The organism is Acidobacteriota bacterium, assembly GCA_016716435.1.
GTDB lineage: Bacteria > Acidobacteriota > Blastocatellia > Pyrinomonadales > Pyrinomonadaceae > OLB17.
On record JADJWI010000003.1, the window covers coordinates 769309 to 783060 of the forward strand.

The window sequence follows — 13752 nt, forward strand, 5'->3', positions numbered from 1 at the left end:
GTCAGGCCTTTGGGTGCGAGCGGTCGTAAACCTCGATCATTTTTTCCATCGAGACCTGTGTGTAGATCTGCGTCGAGAGAGCCGCGAGTGGCCGAGGAGTTCCTGAATGTCGCGAAGATCGGCGCCGGAATCGAGAAGGTGCGTGGCAAATGAATGGCGGAGGCTGTGCGGCGAAATATTGTGAATATTCGCACATTGCTTGATGTATTTATCGAGCATGCGGCCGACCGAACGGGTCGTTATCCGCCCGCCGCGGCGATGGAGAAAAACGGCCTCGAGGTCGCGTTCGGGCTCGGGACATTCAAGCAGAAAAACGGGCCGTGTCTTTTCGAGATAGTGCAGCAGTGCCTGAAGAGCGTGTTCGTGAAACGGCACGATGCGTTCCTTCCGCCGCTTTCCTAAAACGCGGACAAGCCGTTCGCGGAAATCGATATCAGACAAATTTATGCCGACGAGTTCGCTGACGCGGATGCCGGTCGCGTAGAGAAACTCGAGTATTGCACGGTCGCGGCGGCCGAGGTCGGTGCCGGTATCGGGCGTTTCGATGAGGCGGACAGCGTCTTCGATGGAAAGGTGCGACGGCAGCTTGCGCTCGACCCGCGGCGTTGCGACGAGCTTTGCCGGGTTTGCCTCGAGCTTGCCCTCGCGGATCAGGAATTGGAAAAACGTGCGGAGGCTGGCGAGCTTGCGCGCCCGCGTTGTCTTTTTCGCACCGGCCGCATCGAGCCTTGCCATCCATTCGCGGATGGTCAGGCGGTCGATCTGCTCGATCGGGAGATCTTCGCGCCCTTCGATCGCGACGAGGTGGTCGCGAAATTGCTCAAGGTCCGAGGCGTAGTTCCGCAGCGTGTGCGGGCTCATGCCTCGTTCGTATTTGAGGTGCTGGAGAAATTGTTCGTAGGCGACGTTGAGCACAAAAAAGCTTACCTTTGCTTGGGGACATAATACCCCTTCCGGGCGCGGACGGTCACATCGGGGCGGGCCTTTACGGTGACCTCGATCGACCGATATTCGCCGGGCGTGGCACGAAGCTCTTCGGGGTAATAGCTGAGCACGTATTGCTCGGCAAGTTCGATCGAGATGCGGCGGAAAGCGTCGTCGAGCTCGCGTTCGTCGATCGGCGTATAAACGGCCCCGCCCGTTTGTGCGGCAAAGGATTGCATACGGCGTTCGGCGGCAAGGGCACGGACGTTGGCATTGCCGCGACGCGAACCGGTGCGAATGTAGTTCTCAAATTCGGTGGTGTGGACGACGAATATCTGGCAATCGAGCGATTGGGCAAGCCTTAAGGCCTGTTCAAATGTGGTGTCGGTTTTCGTATCGTCGCCATCGGAGACGAGGACGATAACGCGGCGGCCGCTTATATCGCCGAGATAGCGGGCGGCCATCTCGATAGTATCGAGAAGCGCGGTCGCACCCTCGGGCGGCGGCAGGCGGCGAATGGCGTCGATCAGAACTCGCGGGTCCGCAGTAAAGGGCTGCTCGAGCCGGCCGATGGTCGAGATGGAAAAGAGTGCGGCAAGGTCGCGGTCGGGGCGGATGACGCGTTCGAAAAAGCGGACCGAAGCCTGGACCTCGAATTCGCGGGCCTTCAGCACGCTGCCCGAATTATCAAAAAGCAATGCGACGCGCACTGGCGTTTCGGCCCGGGTCAGCTCGGCAAGCTCGACGCGTTCGCCGTTGATCTTTACCTCAAAGTCGCTGAGCTGGAGGTTGCGTATCGCACGGCCTTCGCTATCGACGACCGAGACCGGGATCGGGATCAGCGTTGAATCGACGCGGATCACCTCTTCGTTATCGGAAGGTGTCGGTGTCGGGGTCGGCGTTGCGGTGACGATGCGGTCGCGGGGCGGCGTGCTTGCCGGGGTGATTCGCGGCGTAGAGCGAGGCGTCGGGGTCGGCTCGGGTTTATTGCGCCCGGATTGCGCCGCGGCGAGGCCGCGAGGACTATTAAGAAAATGACCGTAAGCGCAACACGAGCATGGGCCAATATGGTTTGATTGCCGAAAGCCGGAAATCTTTGCCTAGACGAAAATAAGTTTACCGCCCGCAAAGACAAGCACCAACGCGAGCAAGCGGCGAAGCACGATCGAATCGAACCGGCGGGCACCGAGTGTCGAACCGATGATGCCGCCGCCGACGGCCGCCGCGATCCAAAAATAGACCTCCGCGGGAAGCTGCGGCATCTTGGGCCAGGCACCGGCGAGTCCGGCGGCCGAATTAACAAAGATGAAGAGTGCGGAGACTCCGGCGGCCTTTTTCGCACCCGCCCAATGGAGAAGGAGAAGCAGCGGCGTCAGGAAAATGCCGCCGCCGACGCCTACCAAGCCCGAAAGAAGCCCGAGCACGGCGCCGATGATAAGGGCAAGCCAAACGGGCGGTTCTTTCGTTTCCTCGTCTCCGTCAAAGCCAGGCGAGGCGGATGGCCGCGAGGACGAGCACGACGCCGAGGACGATCTTATAGATATTGGTCGGTAGCTGGATCGTGCCGCCGAGATAGGCCATCAGGATCGAGGCAATTGCGAACGGAATGAACAGCCGCCACGAAAATGCCCAGCCCGATAATATTGAACCGTCGCGATCGAGGCGACGAAAAGGTTGAGCGTCAAGGCCGTCGGCCGCGTCACCTCCGGCGCAACCGCAAGCAACGCCATCACCGCCAAATACCCCGAAACCTGGCCCGCCATGCCCGACCGAGGAATAGAGCATCGCGACAAGGAAAACGGCGAGGATAATCAAGAAAGAGAATTCCATTTCAGTCGGGAACGCGAGCCTGCGAAAACTACCACGCCATAAACGGCGTGGCTATGCGAAAACCGCTGGCGTAACTAGGACTGGTGCTTCGCACTCAGGCGGGCAGAGATGCCCGCGTTCCCGTTCGGGCGGAGCCGGGTGGTCAGCCATTCATCCCAATCCTTAGGGCCCGTTCGACCTGGATCATGTGGCGTTCGCGTTTCTTCCGGTATTTTTTTCGCAGCTCGGGCGGGAGCGGTTCGAGCAGGCCGAAGGTGATATTGACGGGCTGGAAATTTTTGGTTTCGACGTTCGACACGTAACGGCAGAGTGCGCCGATGGCGGAGGTTTGCGGAGCCGTGATCATTTCCTCGCCGTTCAAAACGCGGACGGCATTTATGCCCGCGAGCCAGCCGGTCGCGACCGATTCGACATATCCCTCGACCCCGTGATCTGCCCGGCGAAAAAGAGTCGCGGGTCGGCTTTAGTCGCCAGCGTTTCGTTGAGGATCTTGGGGCTGTTGATGAATGTGTTGCGGTGGATCTGGCCATACTGCAAGAACTCCGCGTTCTCCAAACCCGGTATGAGGCGAAGCACGCGGGCCTGTTCGCCATAGCGAAGATGGTTCTGAAATCCGACCATTCCGAAAGCATCGGCCATCAGATTTTCTTGCCGAAGCTGGACGCAGGCGTAGGGCTCCTCGCCGGTCTTCGGGTGCCGCAAACCCTTCGGCTTCATCGGGCCGAAACGAAGCGTTTCGGGGCCGCGGCGGGCTATCTCCTCGATCGGCAGGCAGCTTTCGAACCAATGCGTCTCTTCAAATCGCTTGAGCGGCACCGAGTTTGCGGCGAGCAACTCTGAGATGAAAGCTCGTAACGCTCCCGGTCCATCGGGCAATTGATGTAATCAGCCGCCTTTGTCGTACCGAGCCGCCTTCCACGCGATGGACATATCGATCGAATCCGCCGCGATGATCGGGGCGATCGCGTCGTAAAAATAGAGCTGGTCATCGCCGGTGAATTTCATGATCTCGGCGGTCAGCGCGTCTGATGTCAGCGGGCCGGTCGCGATGATCGTGGGAGCTCGATTTGGAGCGCGGACACTCTTGTCCGCATCGCCGGTTCCTCCGGCGAGATCGCCCTCATCTATTGACGATTCGTCGCTTTCAGCACTCGTTCGCGTCGAAGCGACGCTCATGCGGACAGGAGTGTCGCGCTCCCCGAGATCGACTTCACCTCTTTGCGGATGACTTCGATGTTTGGATGGGCCTCGATGCGTTCGGTGATGTACTCGGCAAACTTGATGCGATCGACCGACAGGGCCGCACCGGCCGGGACGCGGGTCACCGCCGCCGCTTCCATAACAAGCGAACCGCCGCGGCGAAGCTCTTCTTTCAAAAGGTAAGGCGCCGAGCCCGGCTCGTCCGTCTTCAGCGAATTTGAGCAGACGATCTCCGCCAGCTTGTCCGTCCTGTGCGCCGGTGTTTGCTGAACCGGCCGCATCTCATAAAGCCGCACCTTCGCCCCACGCTCCGCCGCCTGCCAAGCCGCCTCAACGCCCGCAAGCCCACCGCCGATCACATTTTATTACTTTTTCACTCGTACAATTATAGAACGAAAGGTCCAAATAGCTTTGGGCATATGCCCCTCGTCCTTTTCAATCTCGCGCAATTGAGATTATGCTAAAATTCGTCCGTAAGGCCATATGCATAAAAGCGAGATAGCCGCTATCAAAGATCAAGTCAGGTCGCTTCCGGCAGAAGCAGCGGGTGGAATTGATCAAGTACCTGGCGGACTCATTAACCGCAGAGGGACAGGAATCGGTTCCGCTCAAGTTTGGCAAATATTCTGATACAGGCCTAAGAATGGCGACCGAAAGCGACTTCCGCATTGCCGAATGGCACCCAAACGATCGTGAGCTAAATGGCAATTAGGTAAATCCTTGACACTCATGCTCTGATCTGGCACCTGGAAGGCAACGGACTGCTCGGGGCTGAAGCCAAACGGATAATCGGCGAACCGAGTAGCGACCTGGTGTTACCGGTGATTGCTTTCGCAGAGGCGATGTTCATCGTCGAAAAGGGCCGATCTGCGATCCCGAGTGTGCAGGATCTGCTGGCTGATGTTACCAGTGACAAGCGAATCGATATTTATCCACTCACGGCGGGGATCTTGGAAGAAAGCTCGTCCCTTACGGTGATTCCGGAGATCCACGACCGCCTCATTGTAGCCACGGGTGTCTATCTTCAAAACCTCGGTGAGGTCGTTGAGGTCATCACTAAAGATAACGAGATCACCGCATCATCAATCCTTCCGGTCTGTTGGTCTTGAACAACCTAGGCAATTCGCCTCAACCCCACCGCCGATCACGTTAATCATTTGTTCTCTTTCGAACCCGTAAGGCCACGGTCACTGCCTGAAAGATCACTAACGCGATCCATGACCCGAGGCTAATATACATCCATGGCAAGAACCTAGTGTCGATACTTGCCAAAGCATCTTCCGTACTGAATGAAAAGGTCATTTGAGCAAAAAGTTTCCAGACGCTAAAGCTCGTAAACGCGATCACGAAGGACGATAGTATCTGCGATAGCCAAAACAATCGACTTTCGGATAACGTTATTATCGCCCAGATCCGGACCAAAAACACACCAAAGTAAATTGTTGTGCGATGTAATCGAATCGGCTATGGAATACCCGAAACGAACTGCCCTCAACCCACCCAAGTTCATAACCAAAGTAGGCCCCTGCAAGTGCCGCCGAAGACACCATCAGCACGACCAATAACGCAAGGCGAAATTTTCTCAAACGCTCCATTGTTTCAGCTCGTCATTCAGCAGTTCGAGCGGCAGGCATTAGTTAGGATCGCCCAACACTGCCGCAATACTGGTCGAACTCCAAAGACTCTCGAAATGAGAGATCCATCCTAAAACCGTTCAATCACGTTCGACTCATCAGCGAGTAACATCATCAGCCTCGGGTTAATGAAGAGTTTTTCCTTTAGTTTATTATTCTCGACAAGCACGCCGATCTCAGTTAGCTGCTTCAAGTAAACTGACGCGGTTTGTCGTTTAGCGATGCCTTTATCTACAACATTTCCGATGCGACAGTAAGGCAGTTCGAAGATCAGGCTTACCAATTCGTAACTATATACTCTGGGCAATTTTTCTTTTTGCGTATTCGGCAGTCACCTCGGCAAGCGAGCGGATCGCCCGCGATCTTGTTGTCGTCCACCGCGATGTATCTTCGACCGCATCGAGCATAAATTCGACCCATGCTTCCCACGCCTCGTCGCGGGTCACGGACAATAGGAGCCGATTATAATCTGCCCTTCGTTCCAGAATGTATCGGCTCAGGTAGAGCACCGGAATGCTCAGCAACTGTTGCTCGATCAGAAAAAGGCTGTTGATGATCCGGCCTGTCCGTCCGTTTCCGTCTGTAAATGGGTGAATCGCTTCGAACTGATAATGGGCGACCGCGAGCCGAATCAGTGGGTCGATCTCAGTTTCATTGTGGAGAAACCGCTCCCAGTTTGAGAGCAGTTCACGCAGTACATCCTCACCCACCGGCGGTGTGTAAATGATTTCGCCGGTTGTCTGGTTTGCCAAGGCAGTTCCGGGTACGCGGCGAACCCGCATTTCCCACCTTTGATCTTTGAACATATTTCCTCAGCCGTTCGTGTGCTAAGCGGATATTTGGCGAGTGCCTGAGATCCCTGAAACAGTGCGGTGCTGTATCGCAGGGCTTCTTTGGTCGCGGGGTCGGCGTTCGATTCGCTATTCAAGTGCTCAAAAAGCTTATCGGTCGTGGTGACGATGTTCTCTATCTCCGAACTGGCCTTTGCTTCAAGTAGCGGCAGCGTATTGATCAGTATCGAGGGATTGGGGATCAATTCGGCCGCTTGTTTGAGTTCGGCAAGTGCGGCACGGGCCTCAATGCACTTCCGGAGGATATTCTTTGACTCGATATCTGCTTCCGGCGGCAGTCTAGGCAGGTCCTGGTACGGTGTTTTTGGATCCCAGTTCGGCATATGTTTACGTTTCGCGTTTTTATCGACACATCATCGCGATATGTTTACGGAATCAACATATCTCAATTATATGTCGACGTTTTGCGTTTTTATCGACACATCGAGAGGATATGTCGATGACATCGACATGTCAAGAAAATATGTCGATGTTTTGCGATTTTATCGACACATCGCGGTAGGAAGTGCGGTTTTTGGGGGATTTTGGCGGGGCGTTCGGCGGGAATCGGCTGAAACTATCTTATTATTTCTGCGTAATGCAATTCAGCTTTATCTGACCAAAATCACAATACGTTCAGTTTGTAGGAGAACACGATGCACGTTTCCGAGCCCCTTCGACGCATTTTTGCCATATTTATCATAGCGCTGATGGCGATGCCGTTGCCGGCATTTGCCCAGGACGAAAAGAAAGAAGAGCCCAAGACCGAAGAGAAAAAAGACGAAAAGAAAAGGAAGACCCGCTACCTTTGAAGCCCGCCCGGACGGTCAAGTTTACGACCAACGAAGGCACGTGGATGTCGCTCGACGTCTCGCCCGATGGCCGGACGATCGTCTTCGATATGCTCGGCGATATTTACACAATGCCGATCGAGGGCGGAACTGCGACCAAAGATCCACGGGGCGATGTCGTTCGAAAGCCAGCCGAAGTTTTCGCCTGATGGCAAGATGATCGCGTTCCTCACCGACCGTAGCGGCTCGGAAAACCTTTGGGTGATGAAAGCCGATGGCAGCGACCCGAAAGAGGTGACGAAAGGCCCGCGGGCGATGTACGTTTCGCCCTCGTGGAGCGAAGATGGAAATTACATCGTCGTTTCGCGTTCGGATCAGGCGATCGGCGCGTTTCATCCATTTATGTATCACAAGGATGGCGGCTCGGGCGTAAGCGTCGGCCCGCCTCCGCCGCCGCTGCCGGCCCCGGGACAGCAAGGCCCGCCGCCGCAGCCGCCGCAGAACCGGATGGGCGCCGTTTTCTCGCCCGACGGGAAATTCATTTACTACGCACAGCGGACCGGCCCGTTCAATTACAACGCGAGCTTCCCGATCTGGCAGATCTTCCGCTTTGACCGCGATACCGGTGAGGTTGCGCGGATGACCAACGCCCAGGGCTCGGCGATGCGGCCGGTGCTCTCGCCCGACGGCCGTTACCTTGTTTACGCAACTCGGTTCGAAACACGTACCGCGCTTCGCGTCCGCGATCTTGAGACCGGCCAGGAACGCTGGCTGATCGATAACGTCACCCGCGACGATCAGGAATCGCGTGCGACGCGCGACACCTATCCGGGCTATGACTTCATGCCCGATGGCCGCTCGCTGATCGTTCCGGTCAACGGCAAGGTCGCCCGAGTTGATTTCGCTACCGGAAAAGCGACCGATGTCCCTTTCACCGTTAATGTAGATATCGAGATCGGCCCGCGTGTGCATTTTCAGTACAAGGTCGATGAAAGCCCGACCGTCGAGGCTCGACTGATCCGCTATCCGGCTCTCTCGCCGGACGGAAAGCGGGTCGCCTTTACGGCATTCAGCAAGCTTTACGTGATGGACCTGCCTTCGGGCACGCCTCGCCGGGTTACGACCGCGACGGACGGCGAATTTATGCCCGCTTGGTCTCCGGACGGCCGTTCATTGGCTTACGTTACGTGGTCGCGGCAGGGCGGGCAGATAATGTCCGTCTCGCCCGATGGCGGCACACCGCGGCAATTGACCAACAAGGCCGCGTTCTATTCCTACCCGGCATATTCGCCCGATGGCAGCAAGATCGTCTTCATCACCGGAGCGGTCGACGACCACCTCTTTGCCGACATCCGCGAGGGCCACGAATTTATGTCGCCGGAAGAAGCGGCCCTTCACGGCCACCACGGCGAACGCGAGGTGACGGGCGTCAGCGGCTCGACCGGGACAGACCTGAAATATATCCCGGCCGCGGGCGGTGCGGCGGTCCATATCGCACCGACTCAGGGCGGGCGATTCCCGCATTTTTCTGATGACCCCGAGCGTGTCTACGTGACAACCGGAATGGGCCTCGCCTCGATCCGGCTCGATGGGCAGGATCGCCAGGTGCATATGCGGATCACCGGTAAGGGAACTCCGCCGCAGCAGCCCTCGGCAAGCGCGATGCGCATCTCGCCGAACCGCAGCCAAGTTTTTGTCGAGTTGCAGGGCCGCCATTATATCGTCACAATTCCGCGTCGCGGGCGCGACACGATCACGGTAAACCTCGGCGGGCCGGTGGCAAGTGTGCCTTTCAAAAAGATGTCCACGCTCGGCGGCGACTACATCGACTGGGCACGGGATGGAAAGACGGTGACGTGGTCGTGGGGAACAAACTTCTATCGCCAGGGCATCGATGCGGAAAAACCCGAAACTACCGCCCTAAAGATCACCGCCGCTCGGCCGAAGGCTTCTGGAACGGTAGTGCTCTCCGGTGCCCGCATCATAACGATGAAGGGCAATGAGGTGATCGAGCGCGGCGACATCGTCGTCACGAACAACCGCATCGCCGCCGTCGGGCCGAAAGGCCGTGTGCAGATACCCGCCGGTGCTCGGACGATAGACGTAACGGGCAAGACCATTATCCCGGGCTTCGTCGATGTCCACGCCCATATGTGGCCGCCGCGTGACCTCCATCAGGATCAGGTCTGGCAATATCTCGCCAACCTCGCCTATGGCGTTACGACGACCCGCGACCCGCAAAGCTCAACGACGGACGTTTATGCCTACGCGGACCTCGTCGAAAGCGGCGAGATACTCGGGCCGCGTGTTTATACGACCGGGCCGGGTGTTTTCTCAAGCGTCGGGATAGACAGCAAAGAGGCCGCCGATCTTTACATCAAGCGGTACCGCGATGCCTATCAGACCGATACGCTGAAGCAATATGTGGTCGGCGACCGGAACGTCCGGCAGTGGGTTGCGATGGCCTGCTACGACAACAAGATCTCGCCGACCACCGAGGGTGCGCTCGACATGAAGCTCAACCTCTCGCAAATGATAGACGGCTATTCGGGCCACGAGCATTCGCTCCCGCTGCAGCCGGTGTATAAGGATGTGATCGAGTTCGTGGCGCAGACGCAGACGTTCTACACGCCGACGATCCTCGTCGCTTACGGCGGCCCCTGGGCGGAGAATTATTTCTTCCAGAACACGGAAGTGCTCGGCAATAAGCGGCTGGCGCGCTACATCCCGCGGGAGCTTTTGAACGGAATGCTCCGCCGCCGCGGGCAGTGGTTCCGGCCGGAGGAGTACAGCTTCAAGCAGATCGCGGCTGATGCGAATTCGGTCGTGAAGGCCGGCGGGCGTGCCGGCATCGGCGGCCACGGCCAGCTTCAGGGGCTCGGCGTCCATTGGGAGATCTGGGCGATGCAGTCGGGCGGAATGTCCACGATGGACACGCTCCGCGTGGCGACGATCTTTGGCGCGGAGGCCATCGGGCTCGAGCGCGACCTCGGTTCGCTTGAATCGGGCAAGATCGCCGACCTGATCGTGATGGACAAGAACCCGCTGGCCGATATCCGCAACACCGATTCGATCAGCCACGTAATGAAGGGCGGCGAGCTTTACGAGGCCGAAACGCTCAACCAGATCTGGCCGGCACAGAAGCCGCTTCCGCCGCAGTACTGGTGGAACACCGAGCCGAAGGAATAGGCCACCAGCGAATCCGTCGAGAGACTGTCTGAAGCTCTTCCTTCTGTGTCTTTCGTCTGTGTGTTCTGTGGTCTCGCCGATAATGAACAGGGCGGAACCACAGAATGCACAGATAAGAATCCGAAACACACAGATAAGATCGCGAGTTTCACGCAGCCTCACGTCGTTAAACTCGCGATCCTCTTGTGAAACAAAAACATTGACACCGGAGAGGCCGATGTTACATCATTGAGTTTGGCGGAATGTTCACGCCAACCGTTATTCCCGCACTAAGGCCCTGTTTTCAAGCATTTTGCAGTTGGCCGTCTCCCTGTTCCACCTATCTCTAAGCAAAGGAATAGTCCCTTAACAAATGGAGCTTCAGAATAACGGCACTGGTTCTGTGTCCGAAAACGTCATCGCGGCCGAGCCAGCGGTCATCGCGGCAGCCTCACCTTCAATGCTGAACGTCAGCGTTACGCAATCCGAAACGCTTGGCGACAGCATCTTCAATTCCATCCGCGACGCGATACTCGTCCTCAACCGCGACGGCACAATCGAGCGCGTCAATCCGGCGACGCTTTCGCAGACCGGATACGCCGAACACGAACTCGTCGGAAGCCCGGTCAGCATTCTCTCCGGCGGGCGGAAGTACTTTGCAAAGATCTTTGACCGGGCGCTCGCCCGCGACATTTTGGCCGAGCGGATAGAGACGCACTGCGTCCGCAAGGACGGCACCCGCTTTGCGGTTTCGCTTTCGGCGGCACGCGTATTCGACCCGCAGACAGGAAGCGACCGCATCGTCTGCGTAGCACGCGACATCGCCAAGCGAAAGCGGCTCGAGGCCGAGTCGCGCGCCATCTCGCGCATCATACACGGAGTTACGACCACCGCAAACCTCGAGGAATTTCTTAAGCTCGTACACTCCTCGATCAAGCGGATCGTTTACGCGGAGAACTTCTTTGTCGCTCTCATCGACCCCGAGACTGACATGCTAACGATGCAGTTCTGGGTCGATAAATACGACCCGATGCCTGCACCGCTCAAGATCGGCCGGAGCCTTTCGGCATACGTTTTCCGCCGCGGCGAATCGATGCTGCTCACGTCCGATGACGTCAAGCAACTGATCGAGGCCGGCGAGGTCGAATCGGTCGGGACGGATTCGCCGATCTGGCTCGGTGTTCCGCTGATCACACTTTCGGGGCCGATCGGTGTGCTTGTTGTTCAGGACTACGAAAACTCCGACACTTATTCCGAACGCGACATGGAACTGCTGACCTCGGTCGCCGATCAGATCGCGATCGCCATCGAGCGCAAGCGGAATGAAGAGGCCCTCAGGCAAAGCAACGAGCGGTTTCAGCTCGTAACGCGGGCGACGAGCGACGCCGTTTGGGACTGGAACCTCGAGACCGACGCCATCTGGTGGAATGAGGGCTTTGGCAAGCTTTTCGGCTACCCTCCCGAGGAGGTTGGCGCGACTGTCGATGCCTGGCAGGAGCGGCTTCACCCCGACGACGGAGAGCGGGTGACCGAAGACATCCACCGCCACATCGAAGACGGCAAAACGAACTGGGCGAGCGAGTACCGCTTCCGCCGCCGCGACGGAAGCTATGCTAACGTCATCGACCGCGGCTACGTTGTCTATAACGAAGGGCGGCCCGTCCGGATGCTCGGCTCGATGATGGACGTAACCGACCGCAAGCTGCTCGAAGATCAGCTGACGCATCAGGCGCTCCACGATCCGCTGACCAAGATCGCGAACCGCGCGCTCTTTCGCGACCGCGTTGACCACGCGCTCAAGCGGCTCTCGCGCAATTCGATCTCGCTGGCGGTGCTCTTTCTTGACCTCGACAATTTCAAGTCGATCAACGACACAATGGGCCATGCGGCGGGCGACCGATTGCTGGTAGCCGTCGCCGAGCGCCTGCAGGATTGCCTTCGCTCGACCGATACGGCCGCCCGGCTCGGCGGCGACGAATTTGCCATCCTGATCGAATCTGTTCACCGAACGGATGAGGCAGTAATGATCGCCGAGCGCATCCTTGAGGTCTTCAAGCAGCCCTTTGACATCGGCGGAAAGGAGATCTACGTCGGCACGAGCATCGGCATCGCGACGGCCTCGGACGAGGAAACGAACGCGGAAGCGATGCTCCGCAACGCCGACCTCGCGATGTACCTCGCCAAGAGCGACGGCAAAGGCCGCTATGTGATATTTGAGCCGAAGATGCACGAGGCCCTGGTCGAGCGGGTCGAGCTCGAAGCCGATCTTCGCCGCGGCATTGAGGAAAACGAATTCATCATCCACTATCAGCCGATCTTCGATCTCGGCTCCTCGCGGGTAACCGGCATGGAAGCTCTCGTCCGCTGGCAACATCCGCGGCTTGGGCTTGTGCCGCCGATGAAGTTCATCCCGCTTGCCGAGGAGACCGGGCTGATCGTCCCGCTCGGCGAATGGGTGATCGTCGAAGCGTGCAAACAGATACAGAAATGGCGAATGGAATTTCCGGCTATGGAAGATCTTTCCGTTACGGTAAATATCTCGATCCGCCAGTTCCATCAGCGCGACCTTGTCCACACGGTTCGCCGAGCTCTCGGCGAGAGCGGCTTGAGGCCCGCATCGCTGATACTCGAAATAACCGAAAGCTTTATGATGGAAGACGCCGAAACGACCATCGAAAAGCTCCAGCAGCTCAAGGAACTCGGCGTTCGCCTGGCGATCGACGACTTCGGCACCGGCTATTCCTCGCTCAGCTATCTGCAGCGTTTCCCGGTCGATATCCTGAAGATAGACAAGTCGTTCATCGATAAGCTCGGCGTAGGCTCCGAGGGCAATGCGGTCGCGAGGGCGATAATCATGATGGGCGATTCGCTCAACCTACGCACCATCGCCGAAGGCATCGAACATGGTCACCAGATCACGGAGCTAAAAGGACTCGGCTGCGAATCCGGCCAAGGCTTCCACTTCGCCCGCCCATTGCCGAGCGACGCCGTCAAAAAATTCCTCGAAGCCGAATCGGAATTCTACAATTGACCGAGCGACAGGCCGGTCCTCAACGAGACCGCGGACCGGGCCTGGAAAACCCGAGCCATCCTAACGCAATTCTCGAAAATCTTCGAAGTGACGATGCCGCTCTCGGGCGGGTCTATCTCGGTCAGCGCCGAGGCACGGCCGGCTTTGATAAGCCACGCAGAAGCGGCGGCCTTGTTGATGTTGTAGGTCGGTGTCCACTCTTCGTCCTCGGGAGCAAGCCCGTCGCTGTCGGCAATGGCGGCCTCGGCCAGCAGGTCGTCGATCTCGGTTTCTGTCAAAGCGGGCTCGGTGTCCCAGGCGGCGAGCAGTTTTAGTTTCTCAGTCGGTGTCATAGTTTTTCTCCG

Annotated in this window: 8 protein-coding genes and 5 pseudogenes; 6 read left to right on the forward strand and 7 right to left on the reverse strand. The window is 57.8% G+C overall.

What is annotated here, in order from left to right:
- Position 1: 1 nt before the first annotated feature.
- The 5 genes and pseudogenes from IPM21_06965 to IPM21_06985 all read right to left on the reverse strand — a co-directional run bounded on the left by IPM21_06965 (position 2) and on the right by IPM21_06985 (position 4313).
- Positions 2-861 (reverse strand): annotated as a pseudogene (locus IPM21_06965) (tyrosine recombinase XerC).
- 62 nt (positions 862-923) lie between these two features.
- Positions 924-1787 carry a VWA domain-containing protein gene (locus IPM21_06970; protein MBK9163645.1) on the reverse strand — a complete coding sequence of 288 codons (864 nt, stop codon included), beginning with the start codon at positions 1785-1787 and terminating at the stop codon, positions 924-926.
- Between the two features lie 237 nt (positions 1788-2024).
- A pseudogene (locus IPM21_06975) lies at positions 2025-2754 on the reverse strand (sulfite exporter TauE/SafE family protein).
- Positions 2755-2828: 74 nt separating this feature from the next.
- Positions 2829-3930, reverse strand: a pseudogene (gene trmFO, locus IPM21_06980) (methylenetetrahydrofolate--tRNA-(uracil(54)-C(5))-methyltransferase (FADH(2)-oxidizing) TrmFO).
- Positions 3927-4313 carry an FAD-dependent oxidoreductase gene (locus IPM21_06985; protein ID MBK9163646.1) on the reverse strand — a complete coding sequence of 129 codons (387 nt, stop codon included), beginning with the start codon at positions 4311-4313 and terminating at the stop codon, positions 3927-3929. Before IPM21_06985 ends, trmFO begins: the two are co-directional and overlap by 4 nt.
- 188 nt (positions 4314-4501) lie before the next feature.
- Here IPM21_06985 and IPM21_06990 point away from each other — a divergent pair, with 188 nt between their 5' ends.
- Together IPM21_06990 and IPM21_06995 are read left to right on the forward strand one after the other, a co-directional pair.
- A complete protein-coding gene (locus tag IPM21_06990; GenBank protein MBK9163647.1) occupies positions 4502-4666 on the forward strand; it encodes a hypothetical protein in 165 nt (54 codons plus the stop codon).
- A pseudogene (locus tag IPM21_06995) lies at positions 4662-5063 on the forward strand (PIN domain-containing protein). The gene IPM21_06990 and the pseudogene IPM21_06995 overlap by 5 nt, the downstream one beginning before the upstream one ends.
- Before the next feature lie 595 nt (positions 5064-5658).
- On the opposite strand, the pseudogene IPM21_07000 reads toward IPM21_06995, so the two are convergent.
- Positions 5659-6762: pseudogene (locus IPM21_07000) on the reverse strand (Fic family protein).
- A 312-nt stretch (positions 6763-7074) separates the two neighbouring features.
- Here IPM21_07000 and IPM21_07005 point away from each other — a divergent pair.
- The 4 genes from IPM21_07005 (at position 7075) to IPM21_07020 (ending at position 13408) form a co-directional block, all read left to right on the forward strand.
- Positions 7075-7230 (forward strand): hypothetical protein, encoded by a 156-nt coding sequence (locus IPM21_07005; protein MBK9163648.1) that lies wholly within the window; start codon positions 7075-7077, stop codon positions 7228-7230.
- Entirely contained in the window at positions 7227-7418 is a 192-nt protein-coding gene (locus IPM21_07010) for a hypothetical protein (GenBank protein ID MBK9163649.1), read from the forward strand. The genes IPM21_07005 and IPM21_07010 overlap by 4 nt, the downstream gene beginning before the upstream one ends.
- Entirely contained in the window at positions 7384-10398 is a 3015-nt protein-coding gene (locus IPM21_07015) for a PD40 domain-containing protein (GenBank protein ID MBK9163650.1), read from the forward strand. Before IPM21_07010 ends, IPM21_07015 begins: the two co-directional genes overlap by 35 nt.
- A gap of 352 nt (positions 10399-10750) precedes the next feature.
- A complete protein-coding gene (locus tag IPM21_07020) occupies positions 10751-13408 on the forward strand; it encodes an EAL domain-containing protein (GenBank protein MBK9163651.1) in 2658 nt (885 codons plus the stop codon).
- On the opposite strand, the gene IPM21_07025 is transcribed toward IPM21_07020, so the two are convergent.
- Entirely contained in the window at positions 13399-13740 is a 342-nt protein-coding gene (locus tag IPM21_07025) for a hypothetical protein (protein MBK9163652.1), read from the reverse strand. The genes IPM21_07020 and IPM21_07025 overlap by 10 nt on opposite strands.
- Between the last annotated feature and the right edge of the window lie 12 nt (positions 13741-13752).

Excerpts from the sequence above, each read along its gene's own strand:
- IPM21_07015 (MBK9163650.1), top strand. The coding sequence starts at position 7,384 with ATGTCGTTCGAAAGCCAGCCGAAGTTTTCGCCTGATGGCAAGATGATC.
- IPM21_07025 (MBK9163652.1), bottom strand. The coding sequence starts at position 13,740 with ATGACACCGACTGAGAAACTAAAACTGCTCGCCGCCTGGGACACCGAG.
- IPM21_07005 (MBK9163648.1), top strand. The coding sequence starts at position 7,075 with ATGCACGTTTCCGAGCCCCTTCGACGCATTTTTGCCATATTTATCATA.
- IPM21_07020 (MBK9163651.1), top strand. The coding sequence starts at position 10,751 with ATGGAGCTTCAGAATAACGGCACTGGTTCTGTGTCCGAAAACGTCATC.